Source organism: Paenibacillus jepli (assembly GCF_047238105.1).
In the GTDB taxonomy this organism is placed as follows: Bacteria; Bacillota; Bacilli; order Paenibacillales; family Paenibacillaceae; genus Paenibacillus_D.
The window spans coordinates 5,373,938-5,399,209 of the sequence record NZ_JBDFMD010000001.1 but is presented as its reverse complement, the minus strand read 5'-3'; the positions used below and the strand labels follow the sequence as shown (position 1 = coordinate 5,399,209).

Sequence of the window (25,272 nt, the reverse complement as noted above, 5' to 3'; positions counted from 1 at the left end):
CCCCGAAGGGAAAGCGTTCCGCTTGGCTGCGTAATTTACTTGATGGATCGTCTGTAAACCGTCGGGCTCATGCCGCAGTTCCGTTTGAAGGCCCGCGAGAACACATTCATCGAATGATACCCGCTTCTAAGCGTAATCTCATGGACACTCAGCTCGGTCTCCTGCAGCAGCTTCCTGGCCTGCTCCATCCGCAGGCTGTTCAGATGATCGGAGAAATTCGTCCCCGTCTGTTCTTTGAAAAACTGCGACAAGTATTTGGCTGACATCTGGAATCGGTCCGCCACCAGATCCAGGCAAAAATCCGGATCGTCAAAGCCGCTTGCCATCATGTCCAGAATATCGATCTTCAACTGATGGTTATGGCTTTTCTTGCGCTTGTCCACGATGTCGCACATGCTGGTCAGAACAGAGGTGAAGGCAGCGAACATCTCCCGCACATCCTCCAGGTCGCCTACCCGGCTGAACATCTGCTGGATATAGACCGACCCGTCCTTGCCGTCGATTTCCAATTGAGACTCGAAGTGGTCCATCAGCTTGGCCGCCGTCCCCCACATCTCATAGAACCATAGCCGCAGCATCGCGATGGACAAATGGCGCTCCTCGTTCTCCCGGTACAGCTCGGCCAGCAGGTGCTCCATGCTCTCCCGTTCTCCTGCCCTGGCGTAATTCATCAGCCTTGTCTCGACATCAGCTGGATAATAGTAGTTGTTATTGTCCAAGGGAAGCTCGTGATACCAGAGGGCAAGCACACGATCATGGTCGCGTCTGAAGCTCAAGGCGTGCCGGGCGTCTTCATAAGCGCTGGCGATCGCCAGCGGCGAGGCGTAGCATCTGCCGACGCCGCAAGTGACCCACACGCCGTGCTTTTGAAGGGCGGCCTGATCGATCTCTGCCAGCTGTGACTTCAGTCCCTCGGTGCAAGCTTGGGCGTCTGTGGAGTCGAGCGTCACCATCATCGCGATTTTGTCATCTCCTGTATCGAACAGATAGCCATGGCTCCCGAACACCGATTCGAAAGCTTCCGTTGCGATAATCCGCTTGATATCCAGCTCCTCCAGCAGCTCGGGATGAGTGACCTCTTCATAGCCGCGGATCTGGATCAGCACCACAGTATAGCCCGAGCCCTCCATCCGGATGCCTGCGTGAGCCATGGAAGCCTGCAGATCGGGCATCGTCTTGAACTCGCCCCGCAGCAGCCGCTCAAAAAAGGCGGCCCGGATAAACGGCAGCTGCTGCTTGATCTTGTCACTGAGCGTCTCGTTGTGATGCCACAGCTCGGAGAACGACTGCTGGATGTAACCGAAGGCATCCCGGGGCGTCTGCCGTCTGACGCCCATCTTCTCCGCGATCAGCGAGTGCAGATGGCGGATGGGCTTGCTGGAACGATAGGCCAGGTACAACGAGATGCCGATGCCCGCCGCCACCATGATCAGCAGCATGATGAATGCGTACTGGTGAATATAATTCACTTTCTCCATCACGATGTGGGGCGGCTGTACGGCCACGTAGGTCCAGCCATTGAACGATGACGTCGTATAGGTGACCATCATATGACCCGTGGCTTCGGTCGGCTCCAGCATACCGCTCCTCGCTTGCTCCGGGATCGGGATCGTCGCGCGGGGCGCTTGCTCATCCGAGATGTAGCTGATGACCTCCCCCTGCCTATCCATAATGTAAGCCCAGCCTCCGTTGCCGATGTTGACCCCGCTGAGCATCTTCTTGATTTCATGGTTGTCGATCAGCGCGATGATCGCGCCATTGAAGTAACTGGCATTGCCCATCGTCTGTACATAGGTGAGCAAGGAATACGGCCTTCCCTTGTAGCTGACCGACTCGGCCGGCATATAGGTCTTGCGGTATTGGCCCAGGTATTGCTCGTACCAGCTTGTATAATCCATATCGTACGTGAGTATGCCATCATAGAATTCGGACAGCTTATATGTTGCCGTAGACGACATGGCCACGCCGCTGTTCTTGAACAGCACAAAATAATCAACCAAAAACCGGTTGACGAGCGCATATTCGAACAGTTCCTTGCGGGTCTCCATAATGCGGTAAGGGTTAACACCTTGGAAAGGGGTGTTCACGTGTTGAAACGACTGCACCCGGTGATTGCTCGCCAGCTGCTGGATATTCATCTCGATGTCGTACAGTCTGCTGTCGAGGATGTCCCTGGCTTGCTCCAGAACGGTCATATTGGTCTGTACGACTTCCTCCTTCACGACCGTCACGGTCTTGTCGTACACAAGCATGCCGATCAGAAGCGGTACGAGCATAATGACCAGATATGGTCCGAGAAACCGAATGACTATGGCATCTCTGCCTGACGTCCACCTTTTTTTCATGCCGCTCCCCCACTTTATCTGATAACGCTTACAAATATAGATAATTATAACACAGGGCAGCTGTTTGCGGCCAGGAGCTGCAAAAGACGGCGCCAGGACTGCCCTGACACCGTCTCTTCTCCGCATGGATGGATCAACCGACTTCCTCCACCGGCTCGTCCGCCACAGCCAGCTGCAGCGACCGCAGCTCGCGCTTGAGCTCCTGGACGATCGCTCTATACGCAGGGTCTGCGTAGACGTTGTTCATCTCTGCCGGATCCTTCGCCAGATCGAACAGCTCCCACTCCGGCGGCCGGTCCTCATCGATGGATCCCGAGGTGCCCAGCGCCTGGCCGTAGTAATAGATGAGCTTGTACTGATGCGTCCGGATGCCATAGTGGGAATATACATTGTGATACTGATCCAGGTGCATCCAGTAGCGGTAGTACATCGAAGTCCGCCAGCCCTCGGGCGTCTCGCCCCCGAATACGCCGCGCAGGCTTTGCCCCTGCATCTCCTCCGGGATCGCCACGCCGGCGTAGTCCAGGAAGGTGACCGGGAAATCGACATTGAGCGCCATCGCATCGGTACGGGAGCCTGGGGCGATCGCCCTCGGGTACCGGACAAGGAATGGCATGCGCAGGGATTCCTCATACATGAACCGCTTGTCGAACCAGCCATGATCCCCCAGGAAGAAGCCCTGGTCGGAGGTGTAGATGATGATCGTATCCTCCGCGATGCCCTCCTCGTCCAGATAATCCAGCAAACGGCCGACACTCTCGTCGATCGAGGCGATACAGCGCAGATAATCCTTGATGTACCGCTGATACTTCCATTTCTTCTGCTCCAGGGCCGTCAGTCCCTCCGGCGGCTTGCCCTTCAAGTCGACTTCGTCATTCATATCCCGGTCGATCCGCATCTTGGCTTCCTTCGCGGCTGCGGCGCGGTTCTCATAATCGTCGTAGAATGTATCCGGCTCGGGAATATCACGGTCCTCGTAAAGGTCTTTGTACTTCTCATGCGGGTGCCATGGACGATGCGGCGCCTTGTGGTGGCACATCAGCATAAATGGCTTGTCCCGGTCCCGGCCGTTCATCCACTCGATGGAGAAATCGGTGATCAGGTCGGTCGCATAGCCTTGATATTGCTTCCGCTCGCCCATCTCGATAAATATGGGGTCATGATAGATCCCTTGATGGGGAACCACCGTCCAGTAATCGAAGCCGGTCGGGTCGGCATCGCCGCCGTGGCCCAGATGCCACTTGCCGATCATCGCCGTCTGATAGCCTTCCTGCTGCAGCAGCTTGGGGAAGGTCATCTGCCGCCCGTCCAATGAATCCTCGATTGACCGGACGCCGTTCAGATGATTGTACTTGCCCGTCAGGATCGCTGCGCGGCTGGGGGAGCAGATCGAGTTCGTGCAGAAGCAATTGTCGAAGAGCATCCCTTCCTGCGCCAGCCTATCCAGGTTCGGTGTCTCATTGATCTTGCTGCCGTAGCAGCCGATCGCATGAGACGCGTGATCGTCCGACATGATAAATACGATGTTGGGGCGTTTGCCCGCTTCATTATGCACTGTTCTTCACCTCAGGTTCATTATAGCTGCGGGGGCAGTACAAGGCGATGTATTATGTTACTATTAATAGTAGGTCTTCACTTTATGTTGGGAGGCGCTTCAGCGGTGATTCATATTTACAATACGTTCTTCGACGATCATATCCCGTACTGGCATAACCGCAATCAGCAGGTACAATATCACATTCTTGCCCTCATCACGGACGGCAAGCTGACCTATCGGCTCAATGGCCGGCCCCTGCAGGCATCAAAGGGCGATCTGCTGCTGATCCCGGCCGGGACCGAGCGCGAAGCGATTAATGCTCCGGAGGGCACGCATCAGAAATATGCGGTTATGTTTCGATGCGAGTTGCCCGGGCTGCCGCTGGTCTCATCGACCGAGCATGCCCTGATCCAGTCAGACAATTTCGAATATTACAAAGAACGAATCCTGCTTATTCATCGACATTCTCTCGAACAGGGCCCCTATAACGAAGTGATAGGCAACGGCATTCTTCTGGAGCTACTCGGCACCCTGCATAGAGAACTGGCCACGCCCGCCATGCCGCTGCGCAAGCTCACTCATGTTCGTCTGCTGAAGGAGTATATCCTGGAGCACTTCCGGGAAGCGATCACGCTTCGCGAGCTGGGCGGACTCATCGACCGCTCGCCCAACTATACGCTGGCGTTGTTCAAGGAAGCAACCGGCAAGACGCCTCATGCCTACATCCAGGACTTGCGCGTCTCAACGGCGATGGAGCTGCTGCAGCACACCAATCTTACTGTGTCCGCGATCAGTGCGCATCTCGGCTTCTATGACACCTCCTACTTCCACAAAGTATTCCGCCGTCGTACCGGGATGTCGCCCTCCCACTATGCGACATCCCGGAAGACGGGCAATGACGCAGCTGCGCCGCAGCGTTGAACGCTACTGCTGCGCCTCCCCGTTCATGGTGCGGAAGTGGAGCGGCGACAGACCCTCCAGCCGTTTGAAGATACGGCTGAAGTAGAAAGCGTCCTGGAATCCCACTTCAAAAGCAATGTCGCCGACGCTCTTGTCCGAGTGAAGCAGCAGATGCTTGGCCCGCTGGATGCGGAGCTGATGCAGGTACTGCACAATCGTAATGCCCGCATATTTCTTGAACACCTGGCACAGGTATTCGTACTTGCGATCCATCTCCTGCTCCATCCGCTCCTTGGACATCTCCTTCTCGTACCCGTTGTTCAAGAGATTCACCAGACGCCGATAGGTATGGTAGGAGGGTGAGAAGGAAGCCGCATGCTCGCGGCTGTCCAGCAGATCGCCGGCGATCAGCCCGAGGATCTCGCCGAGCAGCAGGGACTGCTGGAAGCGAAAGTATCCGTGGGGCTCCTCCGAGCATTGCACCAGCCGTTCGAACAGACTCAACAGTTGGAACCTTTGGCGGGGCAGATGAATCTTGGGGAGGATGAGCAGATCCTCGTGAGCGGCCGAGGTGGTGCGCAGCTCGGTTTTCTCGGAATGGATAATGTTAAGATCGATGGCTGCTTCAGGGTCAAATGTCTTCAGCGCAGGAGCGCAGGCGAACTGAACCCAATAGAAGGTGCCTTGCTTCTCCTGCATGTTCCAGCCGGTATGCTGCTCCCACGGCAGGAGCAGCAGCGATTCCCCTGTGCGAAGCTCATAGCGCGTGCCGCTCACGTCGATCCATACCGGGGCGTCGCTGGCGACGATGAGCTGATAGTACGGATTGGCATGGCTCCAGCGAAAAGAAGCCGAGCTGGCGTCAAACAGGTTGGTCCAACGGATATCAAGCGCCGAGAGCCTGGACAATGAATAATACATGACAGCCTCCTTGAGCAGGGTGTGATCAAATCTCAAGATTGTGCATGGCTAATGGCGGCTCCGGATTCTATAATGAGGTGGAAATCAGAAACCGGAGGTTGCATATGATGCCTACACGCATTCTAAATGAAAAGGATTACTACCGCCGCGTCTATGGCGGCTGGCTGGGCAAAAACATCGGCGGCACGCTGGGCGCTCCTGTGGAAGGCAAAAAAGAATTGCTGACCCTGGATTTTTATCCTGTGCTGCAGGACGGGCCGCTTGAAAATGACGATCTGGATCTGCAGCTCGTATGGCTGCACGCGCTGGAGCAGTACGGTCCGGGACTCACCTGCAGAGAGCTGGGTCAGGAATGGCTGGAGCACGTGTTTTTTCCGTTCGATGAATACGGTTACGCGCTGACCAATCTGCGGAGAGGAGTCATGCCGCCGCTTGCAGGCGCCTTCAACAATCCTTTCACCGACTGTATGGGATCGCCGATCCGCTCCGAGATCTGGGCCATGGCCGCGCCTGGCGCCCCGCACGTAGCCGCCTATTATGCGTATCAGGATGCCGTGGTCGATCATGCGGGCGGCGAGGGCGTATACGGCGAGATGCTGTTCGCAGCGATCGAGAGCGCGATCTTCATGGAGCAGGACCGCGACCGGCTGATCGCCATCGGTATGTCCTATCTGCCGGAGAACAGCCGCACGGCAAAGGCCGTCCGGGATCTGTTAATGTGGCACCGCGAGGGCAAGGACTGGCTCGAGGCCCGCTCGCTCATCCTGGAGCACCATGGGCGCGACAACTTCACGGACGCACCGCAGAATATCGCCTTTACGCTGCTGGGCTGGCTCTATGGCGAGAGCTTCGAGGATGCGATCCTGAAGGCCGTCAATTGCGGCTACGATACCGACTGCACCGCCGCTACGCTAGGCGCTATCCTGGGCATGATCTCCGGACCGGAAGGACTGCCGGAGCGGTGGGTCGCCCCTGTGGGCGACCGCGTCGTCGTCAGTCCGCCGATCAAGGGCTTCCCGGCACCGGCCGATCTGGATGAGCTGACCACACGGACGATCCGCATGGGCAAGCAAGTGCTGGCTGCCTGGGATACCGGCATCCTCGTTCATCCGGAGCTGGCTACCGAGCTGGACGGCTCTGCCGCAGAATCAAGCGATGCCGTGCGACAGCTGTGGACAGCCGACGTCCTTGCCGACCGCAGGCTGCTGCCCGGCGGGTCGAAGGCGCCTGTAGGGCTCGAGCTGGTCATCGACTATGGAACGGGAGGTCCGGCGATCGGCCGAAGCCAGCGCAAGCCGCTGGGGTTCACGCTGATCAATCACTCTCGCATCCGTGTCGCCGGGCAATTGGCGCTGACGCTTCCGCCGGGCTGGACAGGCGACGAGGGCGAGCAGGCCTATTCACTGGACCCGGGCGCATCACAGGCGTTCACCTTCCATATCGTATCCGGACCGGAAGCTGCGCCCTCCTACGAGCTGAACGCGGTCATCACCAGAGCGCATGACGGTTCGACATGGTCGGTGATGCAGGAACGGTTCGTCCTCGTCCCCGCCTCGGAATGGATGCTATGGGGCCCCGCGGAGACAGAGGGCCGGGCCGTCAGCTGCGCCGGCAGCCGGATCGAATGGGAACAGGCCGGATCGGGCGAGACGGACGGGATGTATCGCGCCGCCACGCGTCTGCATAACCCGCAAGCGCGCGAGCTCCGTCTGATCGCCGCCGCAAGCGGGCCGGTATCGGTCAAGCTGAACGGCGAGCAGATCATCGATTGCTCCACAATAGAGGAGTTCATGCCGGCGTATCACCGGGCGCCCGAGTCCCAGCTCGCCCAGATCACCTTGCCGGAAGGCTCCCATGATCTTGAGGTCGTGGCCGAGCGCCTGGGCGAGCCGTTGCTCGTCTACCTGTTAACCGTCTCCCCCAAGGAAACGGAAGAGCCGGGCCCTTACTATTATTATACCGATCTGCTGCTTCATCCGTAATCCGACCGTTCATACACAGCAGAGCCCGACATGCATCATGTCGGGCTCTACTCTGTTATATGTCCATGACCATGCGGAAGCCGCAGTTGCCGGTCGAACTGTCCGGGGTATTGGAGCTGCGGGCGGCGATGCGGTAACGATTGCAATATGAGCGATGGCACAGATAGGAGCCGCCCCGCATCGATCGCCTGCCAGTCTCCCGCTCGAAACGCGGATCCACGCTTGCCGTCTCGATATGATAGCGCGGAGAGAACCAGTCCGCGCACCACTCCCACACATTGCCCGACATATTGTACAGCCCGTAGCCGTTGGGCTTGTACGCATCGACAGGCGCAGTTCCCACATAGCCGTCGCTGGGATTGTTCTTGGACGGGAACTTGCCTTGCCAGATATTGCAGCGATGCTCGCCGTCCGGCTTCAGCAGATCACCCCAGGGGTACGTCTTCCGGGCCAGTCCGCCGCGTGCCGCATATTCCCATTCGGCTTCGGTAGGCAGCCGGCCGCCGGCCCACTTGCAATACGCCTCGGCATCATGCCAGGAGATGTGCACCGCCGGGTGATCCAGCCGATCGTCGATGCTGGAGTCTTCTCCCTCCGGCTGCCTCCAGTAGGCGCCATGGACGACCAGCCACCACGGCACCTCCTGCGGCACATTGCTCACCTGCTCCTTCACCGCTTCGGATGCCAGCAGATGGAACACATACGACCAGCCGAACCGCTCGGCTTCGGTCACATACCCCGTCGCCTCCACGAAATGCCCGAACTGACGATTGGTGACGGCATAAGGGGAGATGCGGAAGGATCGGACCTCCACCTGGCGAACCGGACCTTCCCCGTCAGCAGGGAATCCGTCCGGCGTATCCGTACCCATCTCGAACGTCCCGCCTTCGATCGTTATCATGTGAGGGTCCTGCGCCGGCGTCACGCCCTGCGGCTGCACAGCGCTGACCATTTGCTCGGAGCGCTCCTGAGCGGGCACCGGCTGCACATGCTCCCGGGAAGCGGCACAGCATGATTGTTGTTTGGGTTCCAATACCCTTCCTCCTTTGCCTGTCATCTGAACATTAACTGTAGATAGCCATGCCGATCACGCCGGAAGCGGCGATGACCAGCAAGGGATGCTTGCGAAACATCATCAGTGCGGCAAGAGATCCAAGAAAGATCAAGATCTGGCTTGCCGTAAACCAGTTCAGGGGACCGAGAATATTGTTGTTGATGGCAAACATGATCGCAGCGTACACGATCAGTCCTGTGATCACGGTCCGCAGACCATAGAAGGACGACTTAACGAGCTTGTGCTGCTGGATCTTGAAAAAAACCATGCCGAGGATGAGGATGATCGCCAGCGATGGAAGCACCATCCCCAGCGCTGCGATCACCGCCCCTGGCATGCCCGCCTGCTGAAAACCGATGAAGATCGCAATATTCGTCGCGATCGGCCCCGGCGACATCCCGGCGACAGCGATCACATCCGAGAAGTATTCCAGCGTCATCCAGCCGTGGCGCTCGACGACTTCTCTTTCTATTAAGGGTATCATAGCGTAGCCCCCGCCAAAAGAGACAAATCCGATCATTAGAAAAGTGATAAACAACGACCACAGCAACTTGCTTCACCTCATATCATATAATCGTAGATGTGCTCTTCCTTCTCCAGCACGGTCTTGAGCCCGATCCGGTTGCGGATGGCGACGACGATAACTCCCGCAATGGCGCCGCCGACAATAATAAGGACCGGATGGATCACGCCATGTCCGAGAAATAATAATCCGACCGTGATCGCGATCATCGTCAGCGTCGTCTTGTCCACGACGGCGGTTTTGCCGATCTTGTAGGCCGCATAAGCAATCAGGGCGACAATCGTCGCACGGATGGATAGAAAAGCCGCTTCGATCTTGGGGTGGTCCTTCATCTGCATGAAGAAAAGGGATAACACGATAATAATGCAAAAGGTCGGGAATAAAATCCCCAGCATCGCCGCAATGGCTCCCGAGACGCCGGCGATCCGATAACCGATGAACGTCGCGGAATTGATCGCGATCGCCCCCGGCACCGATTCGGCCACGGCGAAGATGTCTGTAATATCATGCGTCCGCAGCCACTTCCTGCGATCGACCACCTCTCGTTCAATGACCGGAATCATCGCATAGCCGCCCCCGAATGTAATCGGTCCGATCTTCAGAAACGTGAGAAAGATCAACCATAGCAGTCTCCATTTCTCCAGCAAACCAACCGCCCCCCAAGCATTTCATTCACTTAATTCCATTTTGACATTAAGTTCGCGTACATGCAACATAAATTTTTGTAAATCTCCGCCTATTTCAAAAAAATAAAAGGAAGCCAGCAGGCAGCGTGGCTCCTCATATTTTCACTTTGACTCAAAGATCTGAATACTACTTCAAAACACCTGCAAATAGCAGCTCGAAATTCGTTCCTTTGCAGTGAAGCCCTCCCCCGTGCCTGGTGACCAACTCCACCTGATGCGGCCCGGGCCCGAGCTCGTCCGAGATCGTAAACATCTTGGGATACCCCTTCTCGGGGCACCAGCCGCTGCGATCCAGGCTTGATGCTTGCCATTCCCCGCCGTCGATCCTGTAGCTGAACTCAGCCGTATACTTGCCGAAGAGGAACGCCAGCGTCAATCCGCGCCCTTCAAAGCCAAATCGCAGCGCAGCATCTGGCGCGCTGGTGTACAAGGCCTGGCCCAGCGACGCCAGATCTCTTCTGCGGCGCAAGGACCAGGGACCCTTTCGTTCTATTCCTCGCAAGTCCAACAGCTCCGAGGCTTGCCAGTGACCTGGATCGAGCGGCTCCGGCAATGGCTGCCTCAGACGCTCCGGGATTGGCGCGGTCTGTATAGCCGCTTGCTTCCCGACCTGTCTGCGTTCCGTTTCCAGAAACGCGATGACACTGTCAGCATAGCATTGACTCCCCCGGTCTTGCGGATGCAAGCCGTCAGGCAGCCATGCCTCCCAGCGCAGTCTGCCATGTACAACCTCCTGCAGCGCATACAGGCCCATCCAGACCGAACCGAGCTGATAATGCTCCCCGAGCTGCTCCAGTCCGGCGATAGAGGACGGCATGCGTCCTGACATCATGTCCTCATACATCTCCTGACGAAAGGTATAGACGAGGACCAGATCCGCTTCCGTGCGTTCGAGGAGCTTGCGCAGCAGCCCTTCACGGGTGCGCATTCGTTTCTCTGGCGGCTCCTGGTGGTCATTCACCGCGTACTCCACGAACAGAAGGTCGCAATCTCGCCCGATGATATCCTGCTCCGCTCGGAAGAGCGCCGATTCGCTCGTTGTCGAGCCGATCGCGGCATTCTCGACCTGCAGAGCGGCATCCGGGTATTCATTAGCAAGCCAGGCGATGACCGGCTCCGACCAATTATGAGGCGCCGGAGCTGTGATCGAGCCGCCCAGCAAGCCGATGGTGAGCTCGCCCGCAGCCAGCTTCTCGAAAGTGCGTGTCAGCGGCGTGCGATGCTGATAGATGGAAAGCGTCATGAATCCCGCCCCTTTTCTGTCGTCTCTTCTTCGATCAGATCCGGCCGCCCCGGATGAAAGGCGCGCTCCCGCGCATTCCACGCCTCTGTCAGACCGAGTCTCCGGATGATCGACTTGCCGGCGTCGAAACCGTCTCCCGTCGACGTCAGCCAGCGCTCCAGCCGCTGTGCGAGCGACCTGCGCAGCGAGGCGTGCGCGCTGTCCCCGATCAGGTTATGCAGCTGATAGGGATCGTTCTGATTGTCATACAGCAGCCACTCCGTACCGTCGCTGCGGCAGGCATACGTATACCGCCCGGTCCGCAGGCCCCGCCATTCCGGGAGCTGCTGCCGCCGCGACTCGTCTACCTGGATCATATCCAGGATAAATACGCTGTCCGCCTCCTCATATTCCCCGCCGACCAGCGTCGCCGAGAAGTCCGAGCCCTCCAGCGTCATGGCAGGCAGCGGCTGGACGCCTGCGAGACCCAGCAGCGTAGGCGCCATATCGACAATACTGACCAGACTGTCGCAGACCGTGCCGTTTTCCTGCTGACGCGCCGGCCAGCGGATCAGCAGCGGGATATGGATCGACTCCTCCCACGGCTGCTGCTTCTTCATATAACCCTGCGACCACAGCATGTCTCCGTGATCCGACGTGAACACGACGATCGTATCCTCGGCCAGCCCGCGCTCCTCCAGCGCGGCAAGCAGACGTCCCAGTTGGTCGTCCAGCGCAGTGATCGCCGCATAATACAGCTTCAGCGTCTCCAGCGGATCCATGTCCCGCGCCAGACTCGTCTCGCCCGGGGCGATCGGCTTCACGTTCGGGCGCAGCTTGACGGGCCGATCCTGGTACATCTCCTTGTAGCGTTCGGGAACCATGTGATAGGGATCATGCGGCGGTCCCCACGAGACAAACAGACAGAACGGCTCGCTTCCTTGCTGTTCAAGAAACGACAGCGCCAGATCGGTCTGTATCTCCGGTTCATACCCTTCCCGCCTCACAGGCTCCGGTCCGTCCAGATAATACTTGTCCTCCCGGTAATAGTGATGCGAGCAATTGTAGCCCGCCCAGTAGTCGAAGCCATGGCGCCGCGGCCCCGGCGGCGTCCATTTGTCGCGCGGCAGGCCGTCCAGATGCCACTTGCCGATATAGCCGGTACGGTAGCCCGCCGCCTGAAAGGCCTCCCCCACCGTCGGCATCGTCTCCGGCAGCGGCAGATCGTTGCCGATCACATGGTGGCGCATCGGATAGGTGCCGGTTAGCAAGGTTGCCCGGCTCGGTCCGCACACCGGGAGATTGGCGTAAGCCTTCGCATAGCGGACGCCCTCGCCCGCCAAACGGTCCATATGCGGCGTTATCACATCCGGATTGCCTGCGCAGCCCATATCCATGCCGCGCAGCTGATCGGCGAAGATGAACAGGATATTCGGCCGCCTGTCAGCTTTGGCCTGGCTGATGTTATCCACTGTCTCCCCCTCCTCGTATCGCGTTCTAATACGCCCACGCCCGCGGCAGCGGCGCTTCGATCTCCAGCATCCGCCGCAGCATCAGCAGGCGCAGCTCCGCCAGCACCTTGCCGTAGCTGGCATCGTCCGCCAGATCCGTGTACTCTGCCGGGTCATGGACCAGATCGTAGAGCTGCTCCGAGCCGTCGCGACCCAGCACATAGCGGTAGTCCTTCGTCCGGATATTCTTCCATCCGTCATGCTCCATCAGCGCGCACGCCTTGTCCTCGACAGACCCGCCTGTCATCAAGGGATAGAGCGACCGCCCCTGCAGCTGCGGCGGCACGGGGACGCCGACCGCCTCCAGCAGCGTCGGCAGCACGTCCACCGCCTCCACCAGGCCGCTGTATACCTGACCGGGCAGACAGCCTTTCCCCTGGATAATCAGAGGCACTCTCGCCACGCAGTCCGGCCCCGGGGCCCCCTTGCCATACCGGCCATGCTCGCCCAGGAACTCGCCGTGATCCGAGGTGAAGACGATGATCGTATCCTCCCGCTGCCCGGTGTCCTCCAGGCGCTGCACGAGCTGTCCTACCCAGTGATCCACTTCGCTGATCATCGCATAATAGCCCTTCTTCGCCTGCCGGAGCTCCGCCTCGGAGATATCCGCCGGCCACTGCGGATCCATCTCATGCCGCGCCAGTGACAGCCCAGCCTCGTCATACCGCTCCAGGTAGGCGCGCGGCGCAATCCACGGGCTGTGCGGCGAGTAGAACCCGGCGATGCACAGCCAGGGCCGCCCCTCGTTCTCCTCGATAAACGACATCGTCCGTTCGGCGACGAAGGCGGTATGCGTAAACCCCGCATCCCCCGCAAACTCGCGTACGCGCTTGGATGGCCGTTCCGGATGCCGAATCGCGTCCGCCCCGCCCATCACCCGGCGCCAAGCTGCGGCGGCCTGCGGCAATCCGGGGGAGCTGGCGGCCAGCTGCCGTGGATCCTTGCGCCTGATCCAGGCCCGGTAGGCATCCTCATAACAGCCCGGTTCGTCGGAGACCTCGAGCTGGTCGAAGCCATAGGAGGGATGGGGCTCGCTGTGATCGCGATTGGCATGCGGCAGAAAATGCAGCTTCCCGAAATTGGCGCAGGTGTAGCCGTAGGGCCGGATCAGCTTGGGCAGCACGGGCACGGTATCCGGAACCGGCACGCCCATATGCGTAATGCCGAGCGTAGACGGATACTGGCCCGACAGGAAGCTGATCCGGCTCGGCATGCACAGGGGATTCTGCACGAAGGCATGGTCGCAATATAGTCCCTCTGCCGCCAGCCGGTCCAGATGCGGCGTCTGAATCTCGGTGTTGCCTGCCGCGCCCAGCGCGTCCCAGCGCTGCTGGTCGGTGTACACAATCAGAATATTCGGTTTCTTCATCCTGCAGCTCCTTTGCGTTACGTGCGGCTCTTTCTTCGTTCCAGATGATGCGGATCATACTTGGAGTATTGGCGGTTGCGCCTGGTCGGCACGTCCGTCAGCGGAATCTGACGCAGCTCGGTGCCCTCCTTGTTCAAGGCCGGCGCGAAGCCCGCCTGACGGTAGAAGTCCAGCAGCTCCCTGCGCAGCCTGTGCTTCTCCTCGCTGAACCGCTCGTCATCGTGCAAGCTCTGCAGCTCATCCGGGTCGCTATCCAGGTCGAACAACAGCTCCGTGCCGCCATTCGGAGAATAGATATACTTCCACCGCGCATCGGCCGCCATATAGATCGCAGCGACCTCCTCCATCTCGCTCCGTTCCATCAGCCGGTAAGGATCGGTGATCAGCTCGCCGAACGTCACCTGGCGCCACTGCGTCTGCGCTCCCGATAGCCGCGGCAGCAGGCTCTCTCCAGCGCATGCCGCCGCATGCTCCCGCAACCCGGCTGCATCGAGCAGCGTCGGGGCGATATCCCGATGACCGACCAGATCGCCGCTGACCGCCCCTTCCGGCACCCGGCCTGGACAGGAGAGCAGGAAGGGGATGCGGGCGGAGCCGTTGTAGTAGGATCGTTTGCCCCATTGATAGTGATCCCCCAGCATTTCTCCGTGATCGGACACGAACAGGATCAGTGTGTTCTCGCGCAGGCCACGCGCCTCCAGCGTATCGAGGATGCGTCCGATCTGCACATCGATCTGGGTGATGGACGCATAATAGGCCGCCTTGATGAGCCGGGCTCTGTTGTCGTCGGTCGTGTCCGTCCATTTGGAATAGTTCTGCGCCTGCTGCAGCGGCCACATCCCTTCCCGGTCCGAGTCGGTCCGAACCGGAAGCGGCAATGCCGCAGGATCGTACAGGTTCAGATATGGCGTTGTCGGATCGAATGGCGGATGCGGCTTGATAAAGGAAGAGACAAAGCACCACGGCTGCCCGGATGCGGCCTGTTCCAGAAAATCGACCGTATGGTTGCCCACCCACGTCGTATTGTGATGGCGATCCGGCACTTGCGCCACTTGCGGGATATAATAATATTCGTGGCGGATGCCGCTCGGCTCGTACACCCAGTCCAGCCCCTGATCGGCGATATATTGCGCATAGGTGCCCGCTTCGAGCCCCGAATTTTCCTCGGAGATATGCGTCTTCCGGAAGCCCCAGCTGTTGCCCCGGGGAATCGAATGCATCTTGCCGGCATATTCGGTCCAGTATCCCGCCTCAGCCAGCCTGTCGGCAAAGGAGGCTTCGATCTTCTTCACGAAGCCATTGCCCAGATTGCCGGTCTGATGCCCCCACTTGCCGCTGAAGATCATCGCCCGGGCCGGACAGCATTCCGGACTCTCGGCGTAGGCCCGCTCATAGCGAACCCCGGATGCCGCCAGCCGGTCAAGATTGGGCGTCAGTATATCTTTGTTCCCATAGGCGCCCATCGCATCTGCCCGGTGCTGGTCGGTAATGATCAATAATAAATTTAAGGGTTGTTCTTTTGTCATCTGATGCGCCTCCCTTCATCCCTGCTCCGTTCTGCTGATCGTTGTCATTTTTTAAACTGTCCATTGTAGGTCGGCGCCTGCGTCGCCTGCGGATAGAGGACGGATACCCCTTCGTGCAAGGCCGTCAGCGAGAAGTCCCGCAGCCGCTGCTGGATGCGGTCGCGAACCGGCGCATAGTCCGGGTCGTGGTACAGATTGACCTGCTCCTCCGGGTCTCCCTTCAGATCATACAGCTCCGTGATGCGGTCCCCCTCCCCGCACACCTCGTACCACAGCTTCCACGACTCATCCCGGTAGAGCTGGCCCCGTCCGTTCGATAAAGTGCTGTATACCCAGTCGCGATGCTCCCGGGTCTCTCCTGCCGCCGCGCGCCAGAAGCTGCGGCCGCTGCGCCCGACGGGCCATTCCTGCTCGGGTATGCCGGCTCCCTCCAGGATCGTCGGGAACAGATCGACCATCTCCGTCATCGCCTCGCTGGTCCGGTCAGCCGGGACGACGCCCGGCTGCCTGATGATCAAGGGCACGCGGAGCGCCTTGTCATACCCGACTCCTTTGTTCCACAAGCCGCGATGTCCCATCTGCTCGCCATGATCGCTGGTATAGATGACGATCGTATCGTCGGCCAGACCGAGCCGGTCCAGACCGTCCAGCAGGATGCCGATACAGGCGTCCATCATGCTGACCATCCCGTAGTAGGCCGCTTGCAGCTGCCGCTGCCGCTCCTCTGTCAGATGCTCGCCGTAGTGCCGTCTGACCGTCTGCGCGATCCGGCTGCCTGCCGGCGGCGGCGCCTGCGGCTCATAGCGGATCGCATCCGCGCTGTACATGCTGTAGAAGGGCTCGGGCAGGACAAAGGGCGGATGCGGCGCCAGCAGCCCGACATACATCGCGAACGGCTGGTTGCGGCCCAGATCCTCCATCAGGCCCACGGCGGTATCCGCCACCTTCTTCTCATAGAATTCCTCGAACGGCACAGGGCTGCAAGCCGTGAAGCCTTGGGGTCCCCAAGGAATCTCGTGAACGTCGTTGTAATCGATCATCGGATAGGATTGCCCGTAGGGGACGCGCACCGTTTCGAAGCCTTTATCGATATGATGCGTCCGCCCGACCGCTACCGCCTGGTAGCCGTGACGGTCCAGCACCTCAGGCCAGGTCGTCTCCACCTCGGACATCACCTCCTGGTTGCTGAACGTCCGGTGCAGCTCAGCGTACCGGCCCGTCATCATGCACGCTCTGGCGGGAACGCACGCTTGCGCAGAGGTATAGCAATGGTTAAAGCTCGTCCCTTCCTTTGCCAACCGGTCCAGATGAGGGGTGCGAAGCTCGCTGCGGTGGGAGCCCAGGATATCGGCCCGGTGCTGATCCGACATGATGAATACAATATTCGGCGCTTTTTTTCTTTGTGTAGGCATGCTCGCTCTCCTCCTTTAACTCTATTCGTATGCGGTCAGTATGCTTGCTTGTCGCTGCTCAAGCAGCTGCGCTCTCGTCCAGCGGTTGATGATCGCGTCGCCGCACCGTGTCAGCTCCGCCTCCAGCCGCTGCCGCAGGTCAGCCACCACCGCTTCGCAAGCCGGATCGGCGATCCGGTTGCGCAGCTCTTCAGGGTCGTTCCGCAGATCATATAGTTCATCGATATCCGTAAGATTCCATACATACTTCCACTCCCGCGTCCGCAGCATCCGCTGGCTGTACAATCCGAACTGCTGGCCGTTATAGGTCGAGACGGCCTCCTCTCTCCAGTCGCTCACCGCTTGCCCGGCGAGGATCGGCATCAGCGTCCGGCCGTGGAACCATTCCGGCACGGGGAGGCTGGCTGCCTCCAGCAGCGTCGGCGGAAGATCCAGCAGGTTGTAGACGAACGCATCGCAGACCGAGCCTGGCTGGATCCGCTGCGGCCAGCGGATGATGAAGGGTACATGGACGACATCATCATACATAATGTAGTGCTTGTCCATCATCCTGTGGCCGCCGCACATATCGCCGTGATCCGAGGTGTAAATGACGATCGTGTTCTCTGCCAGTCCCAGCCGGTCGAGTGCAGACAGCACCTTCCCGATGGCATCGTCCACCTGGCTGATCGCGCCGTAATAGAGGGCGACCGTCGGCGCCCAGTCCTGCCACGTATAGTCCTCCACCCTCCAGTTGTACAGCTGCTGCTTCTGAATATACGGCTTGCCCTCGAAGCGCTCGTCAAAGCTGCGCCACTGCGGCACCTCATCCGGCTTGTACATCGAGGCAAAGGGCTCGGAAGGCCGGCACGGCAGATGCGGATCGGGGAAATCAAGACGCAGGTGCCACGGCTTGCCTTCCGCCGTGAACCGCTCGATCATGTCGATCGTCCGATCGGCCAGATAATGAGTATACGCATCCTCCAGCTCGACCGGGTTGCGTTCGCCAAACCAGCCGTTCGTATAGGTCAAGCCCGGGTAGCGCTGGTCAATATGCGCCCGATATTCCGCTTGGCCCACCGTCTCGTCGAAGCCGAACGCCTCCGGACCATGATCCGGATTGACATGCCATTTGCCGCAGAATCCATTGCGATAGCCCGCCTTGCCAAGCTCGCGCGGCCAGGCGTAAGCGTCCGGCTGCAGCGCCTGCATGGGCGGCGCGCCATTATAATTCCACAGGGCGCCAAAGGCCTCTGGCCTCCGCCCGTTCAGCAGCGATTGTCTGGCGGGGCAGCACAGCGGTATCGGCGTATACGCCTGGGAGAACCATAGTCCTTCCTCTGCCAGCCGGTCCATGTGCGGCGTCCGCACCGGATAATCGCGGCTGCGGCCGACGCAGTCATACCGGTGCTGATCGGATTGAATGAGCAATATATTAGGTCGTTGAAGTTCTTCTGACATGCTGCCTCATCTCCTCATGATGGTGTCCACTTGCCCGCAAAGCCCGTCAGTCCGCAAGCCACAAAGCTGTAGCTGTCTGTCCATTTCTCCTTCAAGCCGCGGTCGACCCAGCCGAGGCGGTCCGTGAAGCTGCTCGGCCCGACAAAATGCAGCTCCCCGCTGACATGATGATGCGGTCCCAGCCAATTGCGGCACGAGGTCATCAGCGTCACCCTGATCTCATTGTCGCCCGGCTCCAGCTGCTCTGTAATATCACAGACGTAAGGCGCCCACAGCACCGCCGTTGCCGCGCCCCCATTCACCGTAATCGCCGCAGCCGGAATACGGCTCTCCTCCCAGGTCAGCACGAAGCGCTCCCCCGCTTGCAGGCGCTGCTGCTCCTCCGGTCCGATCGCGATCGTCTGGCTTAGTGAGGCTTCGCCTGCATAGAACCATAACCCGGCCGGGGTCATATCGTGCAGGAAGGCTTGCACAGGCGGCGCGGTCAGCCGCCAGCCGCCCCCGGCCCGCCATACGCCCGGCTCTGCGGACGCATCGAAGACATAGTCCCCCGGCTGAACGCCAAAATCGCCAAGCAGATACACCGATTCGATCTCCACGTCATAGGTCAGTTTGTTCCTGACAATCTCGTGCACGCTCGTGTTCTCGTGATACGCATACACATCCTCGCTGCAGTGGAAGTCCCGCTTCAGGAGCAGCCGGTTCTCGCCCGGCCGGACAAAGGCCCCCACCGCATAGGTCCCGATCGCATGATCGCGGCAGCTGCCCGACGCCTCCAGGGGAACCGGCTGTCCGTTGAGCTCCGCCAGCCAGCCGGTACGATCCTCCATAGCCAACTGGATCCCGCCAGTATGGAGACCTGCTGTCTCCTCCACATGGAACGTGAATTCGAGCTCGACCTCCACCGGCTGCTTGCATGCGATACAAGCCTCTTGAATGTTCAGGACATAGACCGGCTGCTCCGACCATGCGCCGCCATCGATGCGGTAGCGTGCATAATCCAAGGTCAGCGCATTGGGCTCATGCAGCCGAAGCTGCCAGGCCTCCTGGAAGGCTGCCGCCTCCGCACCTCCTTCCGGACGGATACGATCCGGCAGCCGCAAGGCTGCGGAGGACGGAACTGGCTGCCGCCCGGCGTCTCCCTTGTCTCGGGCGAGAAAAAGATACGACTGTCCCGGACGGAAGACGACCCGCTCCAGCGCGTCCCACCCCAGAGGCAGCATGCGCCCGCTCTCCAGCTCGATCAGCGAGAGCGCCGCGTGGTCGCCTGCTTCGGCGCGCAGCGACAGCATCAGCTCCAGCGTCTGGCGATCACTCGTATTGACGCAATAATACAGCATCGCGCCGCCGATCCTGCGCTTCTGAACATAGAGCTTCGACAGGTCCTGTGTCACCCGGCTTGCAGCTCGTACGCGCAGCGTAGGACGGATGCTGGCGGACAGGCTGCCGAGATGCTCTGCCGCCACGAACCCTGCGTGCTTCCGCAAGATGGCAAAGTCGTTATCTCCTCCGGGAGCCCCGTCGATGCAGGTCGGACACTCCCCGACGACCAGCACCTTGCCGCCCTGCTCGGCAAACGCGTTCAATAGGCTCAGCGTGTGGCGGTCCAGCCCGAGCAGTCCCGGCAGGATCACCGTCTTGTACGTCTGGCGCCCGATCCTCAGCTTGCCTTGCTCCACGGCTCCGTGCTTGTGCATCAGGCCCTCATCGCCATAATCATAATCGATCTGCTGCGCCAGGAGCGCTTGCGATACCTCCAGCCAGCGCGCAGAGAGCTGCGCCAACTCCTCTGCGGAGCTGCCGCTCCGATCATGGATCAGCCAGGCCGAACGGATCGGATGCAGCACCAGCGTATCTGTGACGGCTTCGCCAAGCGTCAGCATATATGTCAGCCGCGCGAAATAATCATTGAACTGCCGGTATGTCTTCCACCATGGCTGCTGATCGAACAGCGACGGCGGATAGTCACGCTTGCGCACGCCTTTGAGCGAATAGGACTGCAGGTGCGGACAGAGCCGGTTGATGCCCAACACGAACTGCCATTCCGCGATTCGCTTCATCTCCTCCAGGCTGAGGTCCCAGCCGCAGCAGCCGAAGGTTTCCGTCAGCACCTCGCGCATGCCGAGCTGCCTGGCCACGGATGAAGCCTGCTTCGGGATATTGACCAGCTCCAGCGTCCGTCCCAGCAGATCGATGCCCGGCATCGACATATGCTCGTAATACGGCATCGCGCCGCCGGTGCATTGCATCTGCGACATCAGGTTGTTCTCGCCCATCACATGGCCGGTAAAGCCCCAGCCGTGCGCCTCGCACCATTCCCCGATGATCCTGGAGCCGGCCGCGAACTGATGACTGACGATCTTCCAGTAACGGTATCTGACAGCTCTGGCCGCCTCGGGATCGCTCGCAGGCTCGAACAGCAGATGAAGGACCGGGAGGATGCTGCTGCCGTACCAGCTTTCATACAGCTCGGCGATCCGGACCGACCAGGGCCAGCCCTGCCGGGCCAGCTGCGGCTCATCGGTAAATACACCCCGGACGGCATTCCCGCTATATGCGCCGAAACGCTGCTCATACCGCTCATGACAAACCTGGATAAAGCAGCGCACCGCCGCTTCATTCAACAGATCGGTGTAATGCGGACTGCTCTTCACGACAATGGCTATTGTCTGCCCCTGAGCGCCGGTGTAGGTTGCGAGCAGGGCTGAGGGATCAGCCGCTTGCTCCGGCTCTGCCCCAGCATCGGGACATGGCACCGCTTCCAGCCATTGCTGCCGATATGCCGCCGCCGCAGCCGGAACCTCTCCGTTCGCGGCGCCGCTCGGCCAGCCGTTCTCGTCATAATACCAGGCCTCGAGACCCTGCGCCTGGGCCTCCTCGATGGAGGCCTCGATCATCCGCATCCATTCGCCGCCCATATAGTCCGTCAGCAAGCCTGCCCGGGCATGCATGAAGAAGCCGCCCAGACCGGCCGCCTTCATCTCCTGGATCTGCCGGCGCAGCTCGCCGGCCTCCAGCTTGTCATTCCATGACCAAAATGGCAGGCTGCGATACGCGGCGGGCGGATCCCGCAGCAGTTCGTCATTGAGCGTCTCATCGGTTTGTTGCGTCGTTGTTAGCTTCATTGTTTCTTCACGTCCTATTCATCCATGTTTGCCAAACGGCCTCGCGCTCGAATACCGCGGGTCCTGGACAGCCATCAGCGTATCGGTCATCAGCTCCAGCATGGTCAGCTTGGCGGAGCGGGCAGACGGCTCGGCATACAGATTGACGGTCTCGCCAGGGTCTGCAGCCAGATCATACAACTCGGATTCGCCATTGGCATAGCGGCACAGCTTCCAATCCAGCGTCCGGACCATACAGCCCTGCATGGCGCTGATCATCCAGTAAGGTCCCGGCTTCTCCAGCGTCTGCCATTCCTCGATCGTGCTTGCCGGCGGCAGCTGCCCCGGATGTCCCGCCTCAGCATAGACCTTGTCTTTATGGACATCGGTCTCTCCCCGCAGCAGCGCTGCGAAGGACCTGCCCTGCACGCCTTCAGGCGGCAGCAGACCGATCAGCTCAAGGAGCGTAGGCAGCAGATCGACGGACTCGGCCATCGTATCTGTTATCCGCGCAGGCTTCAGCTTGCCCTTCCATTGCAGCATGAAGGGGACGTTCATGAGACAATCGTAGAAATTCCAGCTTTTGCGCACCATCCCGTGATCGCCAAGATACTCGCCATGGTCCGAGGTATAGACGATGATGGTCTGCTCGCTCAGCCCCAGCTGCTCCAGCTCGTCCAGGACGCTGCCGACCTGCTCGTCGATCAAGGCGACCATGCCGTAATAGATCGCCCGATACTCGTCGATAAGTGCCGGCTCTGCCGCGGCTACGCCCTGCAGCCGCTGCAGCAGCTGCTGTGAGTTCGGTTTGCTCTTATCCAGCATCGGCTCCACCCGGGGCGGAAGCTGCTGCCGGTTGACGATGGTGTCATACGGCTCCGGCACCTGGATGGGCGTATGCGGATCAGGGATCGAGAGCCACAGGCAGAACGGCTGCTCCGGCTGCTCGGCGGCTGCCTGTCGCATATATGCCTTGGCATCCTCGCACAATTGCACCGTTGAATACTGCTCCAGTGATCCGGGATCTCGTCCGCTGCCATAGACCCCCGTCGCGGATGGTACGGAGGCCTTGCGATGACCGCGCTCCAGCCGGTGATCGAACAATGCCAGCTCCTCTTTGGGCAGGGCGTGATTTTTGCCCGCGAGCGCCAGCCGGTAGCCGGCCTCCTGCAGCAGCCGGAACAGATGAGGCTCGCCCGGATCGAGCGGACGCTCCAGGTCGCGGCTGCGATGGGCGGACGGATACCGCCCCGTCAGGAAGCTGCAGCGGGAGGGGACACATACGGGATTATTCACATAGAAATGGTCAAAGGCAGCCGATGAGGACGCGAGCCGGTCCAGATGCGGCGTGGCAGCCGAAGTCCCCCCGTAGCAGCCCAGCGAGTCCTTGCGCTGCTGATCCGTCATGATGAACAACAGATGAGGAAGCGTTCTTGCCCTCATCGCTCCGACACCTGCCATCCTTGTCCCGATTGCCCCAGCGGATAACCCAGCTCATGCAGGAAGCGCTCCGCATAGCGGATCGTCTCCTCCAGGTCGCCCGGCTGGCCATTGGCGTGGCCTTTATTGAAGAAGCCGTGTCCCCTGCCTTCGAAGGGAACCAGCGTACAACGATTGCCATGCTCCAGCATCTGCCGGTGAAACCGTTCTCCATTCTCATAGGGCGCTACCTGATCGGCGGTGCCGTGCATGATAAGCGTCGGCGGCAGGCCGCCTCTCACATGATGAGCCGGAGAGAGCTCCAGCTCCCGTCCCAGCAGCCTCGGCACGCCGGCAAGATAGCCGGTTGCCGTCGTGTCCAGCACAGGGTTGAAGAGCACGAGCGCATCCGGACCTGCCGCGCTCGCACCGCTGCCGCTGCCGTGTCCGAACAGCGCCGTGCATGCGGCGAGATGACCGCCAGCCGAACCGCCTGCAGCGACTACCCTCTGCGGATCGATCGACCACTCCTCTGTCTTGCCGCGCAGGAAGGACAGCGCATCCGCGCCATCCTCCACACTGTCGAACGGCGTGCTGCCATGCTTGCTCTGAATGCGGTAATCCGCTGAGGCGGCGACGAAGCCGCGCCTGGCAAAATGCTCGCACAGGCTATAGAACTGCTCCGCCGTGCCGCTCATCCAGCCGCCCCCGAAGAAGAACAGGATCGCCGGTCTTGGACCCGGATAGATGGTCCTGTCCGGTGTAAATAGGTGAAGCTGCAAGGTAACATCGTTTATCGTTTTGTAGGGTACTTGATGAGGCTGCATGCTTATCCCTCCTGTATATGTGTAGACATTCTCAGGAATAAAACTGTTCGATGCGCGGATAGTCCGTCTCCGTCCGGATCGCCCACTGCAGCAGCTGCTCCATGAGCTGGTGTCTGACGGCCTGGTACTCCGGCCTCTCGGACACATCCGTCCCTTCCATCGGATCATTCGCCAGATCATACAGCTCCGTGACTCCATTGACCCGGTAGACCAGCTTCCACCGCTTCGTACGAATCATCTTCGACCGGCAGATGGTCCAGGGATGCTTCACGATCAGCTCCTGCTTCCAATGGTAGTTGGGATGCCGCTGCTTGTGCAGCTCCGTCTCCAGGCCGACCGTCCGCGCCAGGGCCGCCTCCTCCACGCCGCCTTCGCAAAATACCGCATCCTTGTGCGTATTCGCATGTCCGGCGAGGACGTCCATCAGGGAGCGGCCTTGCATCCACTCCGGCGCTTCCCCTCCTGCAAGCTCCAGGAGGGTCGGCGCTACATCCACATTGTCCGTCATCGCTCCCGACACCTGGCCCGCCTGCAGCTTCTGCGGGTAACGAATCATGAGCGGCACCTTGATCAGACAGTCGTAGAACATCGTATCCCACTTCTCCACACAGCCGTGTTCTCCTGCAAAGTCCCCGTGATCCGAGGTCAGCACGACGATCGTGTTCTCGCTCAAGCCGCTGGCATCGAGTTGCGCCATCAGCTCGCCGACTTGACCATCGACGAAGGACACCAGGCCATAATAGGCCTCCACCACCTTGCGCCACTGCGCCTCGCTCAGATGCTCCAGCCCGTAGACCTCCCGGTACGCCCGCAACACGGCAGGTGCTTGCTCCAGGGGCTCCACAGCCGGAAGCCGGATCCCCCGTTCCCTGATCCGCTCGATATAAGGGGACACATCGGTATACGGGGGGTGCGGGGCGTTATAATTGACGAGCAGGAAGAATGGCTGCTGCTTGTTCTCCTCGATGAACGCCTTGGCATCCAGCGTCGCATAATAATCGGACATCTGTTCGACCTCACTGAAATCGCCGCGATAGAACGCCCGGAACAGATCATCGTCCCGCTCTGCCGGCCCTCTTCCCCACGGCACGTCCTTGCCCTTGCGCACCGGACGATAGGCATCGAACAGCTCATCCAGACCGGACGGCTCGATCGTGTGATTCTTGCCGTACATCGCAGTCTTGTACCCGGCATTCTTCAGCTCGCGTATCAGATTGTTCTCGCCTGCCCGCACCTCGAACCCCGGCAGCGTCCGGTGGCCTTCCACATGCGGATATCGTCCCGTCATCAGCGCTGCGCGGGACGGCACGCACTTGGGAAAGGTGCAATAGGCTTCCTCGAACAGCATCCCTTCGCGGGCAAGCTGATCCATATGCGGCGTCAGCGCATCCTCATTGCCGTAACAGCCCAGCGCCGAGGCTTTGCATTCATCCAAGGTAATAAGAACTATATTAGGAACCGGTTTCACCTGGCACTATTCCCCTTTCAGAACTA

General features: G+C 60.0%; 18 protein-coding genes. 2 read left to right on the top strand and 16 right to left on the bottom strand.

The window, feature by feature from the left end:
- Positions 1-35 precede the first annotated feature (35 nt).
- Complete coding sequence (locus ABC336_RS22910; protein WP_413240847.1) at positions 36-2,345, bottom strand: helix-turn-helix domain-containing protein; 2,310 nt, start codon at positions 2,343-2,345, stop codon at positions 36-38.
- A 133-nt stretch (positions 2,346-2,478) separates the two neighbouring features.
- Positions 2,479-3,900, bottom strand: a complete 1,422-nt coding sequence (locus tag ABC336_RS22905) for a sulfatase family protein (RefSeq protein WP_413240846.1) — start codon at positions 3,898-3,900, stop codon at positions 2,479-2,481.
- Between the two features lie 105 nt (positions 3,901-4,005).
- Between ABC336_RS22905 and ABC336_RS22900 the strand changes: the two genes are divergently transcribed.
- On the top strand, positions 4,006-4,803 hold the full coding sequence (locus ABC336_RS22900) for an AraC family transcriptional regulator (protein WP_413240845.1): 798 nt from the start codon (positions 4,006-4,008) through the stop codon (positions 4,801-4,803).
- Between the two features lie 3 nt (positions 4,804-4,806).
- Here the strand turns inward: ABC336_RS22900 and ABC336_RS22895 are convergent, their stop codons facing one another.
- On the bottom strand, positions 4,807-5,703 hold the full coding sequence (locus tag ABC336_RS22895; RefSeq protein WP_413240844.1) for a helix-turn-helix transcriptional regulator: 897 nt from the start codon (positions 5,701-5,703) through the stop codon (positions 4,807-4,809).
- A gap of 104 nt (positions 5,704-5,807) precedes the next feature.
- On the opposite strand from ABC336_RS22895, the gene ABC336_RS22890 reads away from it, so the two are divergent.
- Positions 5,808-7,685, top strand: coding sequence for an ADP-ribosylglycohydrolase family protein (locus ABC336_RS22890; protein WP_413240843.1), 1,878 nt, complete (start codon positions 5,808-5,810; stop codon positions 7,683-7,685).
- Between the two features lie 55 nt (positions 7,686-7,740).
- Here the strand turns inward: ABC336_RS22890 and ABC336_RS22885 are convergent, their stop codons facing one another.
- The 13 genes from ABC336_RS22885 to ABC336_RS22825 form a co-directional block, all read right to left on the bottom strand.
- Entirely contained in the window at positions 7,741-8,664 is a 924-nt protein-coding gene (locus ABC336_RS22885) for a formylglycine-generating enzyme family protein (protein ID WP_459564714.1), read from the bottom strand.
- An 85-nt stretch (positions 8,665-8,749) separates the two neighbouring features.
- Positions 8,750-9,277, bottom strand: coding sequence for a chromate transporter (locus ABC336_RS22880; protein ID WP_413242580.1), 528 nt, complete (start codon positions 9,275-9,277; stop codon positions 8,750-8,752).
- A 23-nt stretch (positions 9,278-9,300) separates the two neighbouring features.
- Positions 9,301-9,909, bottom strand: coding sequence for a chromate transporter (locus ABC336_RS22875; protein ID WP_413240842.1), 609 nt, complete (start codon positions 9,907-9,909; stop codon positions 9,301-9,303).
- Positions 9,910-10,075: 166 nt separating this feature from the next.
- Entirely contained in the window at positions 10,076-11,191 is a 1,116-nt protein-coding gene (locus tag ABC336_RS22870) for an SGNH/GDSL hydrolase family protein (RefSeq protein WP_413240841.1), read from the bottom strand.
- Positions 11,188-12,642: a sulfatase family protein gene (locus ABC336_RS22865; RefSeq protein WP_413240840.1), complete on the bottom strand. Its 1,455-nt coding sequence runs from the start codon at positions 12,640-12,642 to the stop codon at positions 11,188-11,190. The genes ABC336_RS22870 and ABC336_RS22865 overlap by 4 nt, the downstream gene beginning before the upstream one ends.
- A gap of 25 nt (positions 12,643-12,667) precedes the next feature.
- Positions 12,668-14,050 (bottom strand): sulfatase family protein, encoded by a 1,383-nt coding sequence (locus tag ABC336_RS22860; RefSeq protein WP_413240839.1) that lies wholly within the window; start codon positions 14,048-14,050, stop codon positions 12,668-12,670.
- A gap of 17 nt (positions 14,051-14,067) precedes the next feature.
- Positions 14,068-15,576 (bottom strand): sulfatase family protein, encoded by a 1,509-nt coding sequence (locus tag ABC336_RS22855; RefSeq protein ID WP_413240838.1) that lies wholly within the window; start codon positions 15,574-15,576, stop codon positions 14,068-14,070.
- A 44-nt stretch (positions 15,577-15,620) separates the two neighbouring features.
- A complete protein-coding gene (locus ABC336_RS22850; protein WP_413240837.1) occupies positions 15,621-16,988 on the bottom strand; it encodes a sulfatase family protein in 1,368 nt (455 codons plus the stop codon).
- 21 nt (positions 16,989-17,009) lie between these two features.
- Entirely contained in the window at positions 17,010-18,428 is a 1,419-nt protein-coding gene (locus ABC336_RS22845) for a sulfatase family protein (protein ID WP_413240836.1), read from the bottom strand.
- 14 nt (positions 18,429-18,442) lie between these two features.
- Entirely contained in the window at positions 18,443-21,553 is a 3,111-nt protein-coding gene (locus tag ABC336_RS22840; protein WP_413240835.1) for a glycosyl hydrolase, read from the bottom strand.
- Positions 21,554-21,571: 18 nt separating this feature from the next.
- Complete coding sequence (locus ABC336_RS22835; protein ID WP_413240834.1) at positions 21,572-22,975, bottom strand: sulfatase family protein; 1,404 nt, start codon at positions 22,973-22,975, stop codon at positions 21,572-21,574.
- The gene (locus ABC336_RS22830) at positions 22,972-23,778 is read right to left on the bottom strand and encodes an alpha/beta hydrolase (RefSeq protein WP_413240833.1); all 807 of its coding nucleotides are present in this window, start codon (positions 23,776-23,778) and stop codon (positions 22,972-22,974) included. The genes ABC336_RS22835 and ABC336_RS22830 overlap by 4 nt, the downstream gene beginning before the upstream one ends.
- Positions 23,779-23,809: 31 nt before the next feature.
- Positions 23,810-25,246, bottom strand: a complete 1,437-nt coding sequence (locus tag ABC336_RS22825; RefSeq protein WP_413240832.1) for a sulfatase-like hydrolase/transferase — start codon at positions 25,244-25,246, stop codon at positions 23,810-23,812.
- Positions 25,247-25,272 lie beyond the last annotated feature (26 nt).

Coding starts and splice junctions, on each gene's coding strand:
- ABC336_RS22835 (WP_413240834.1), bottom strand. CDS start 22,975: ATGAGGGCAAGAACGCTTCCTCATCTGTTGTTCATCATGACGGATCAG.
- ABC336_RS22845 (WP_413240836.1), bottom strand. CDS start 18,428: ATGTCAGAAGAACTTCAACGACCTAATATATTGCTCATTCAATCCGAT.
- ABC336_RS22910 (WP_413240847.1), bottom strand. CDS start 2,345: ATGAAAAAAAGGTGGACGTCAGGCAGAGATGCCATAGTCATTCGGTTT.
- ABC336_RS22895 (WP_413240844.1), bottom strand. CDS start 5,703: ATGTATTATTCATTGTCCAGGCTCTCGGCGCTTGATATCCGTTGGACC.
- ABC336_RS22840 (WP_413240835.1), bottom strand. CDS start 21,553: ATGAAGCTAACAACGACGCAACAAACCGATGAGACGCTCAATGACGAA.
- ABC336_RS22890 (WP_413240843.1), top strand. CDS start 5,808: ATGATGCCTACACGCATTCTAAATGAAAAGGATTACTACCGCCGCGTC.
- ABC336_RS22850 (WP_413240837.1), bottom strand. CDS start 16,988: ATGCCTACACAAAGAAAAAAAGCGCCGAATATTGTATTCATCATGTCG.
- ABC336_RS22860 (WP_413240839.1), bottom strand. CDS start 14,050: ATGAAGAAACCGAATATTCTGATTGTGTACACCGACCAGCAGCGCTGG.
- ABC336_RS22830 (WP_413240833.1), bottom strand. CDS start 23,778: ATGCAGCCTCATCAAGTACCCTACAAAACGATAAACGATGTTACCTTG.
- ABC336_RS22870 (WP_413240841.1), bottom strand. CDS start 11,191: ATGACGCTTTCCATCTATCAGCATCGCACGCCGCTGACACGCACTTTC.
- ABC336_RS22855 (WP_413240838.1), bottom strand. CDS start 15,576: ATGACAAAAGAACAACCCTTAAATTTATTATTGATCATTACCGACCAG.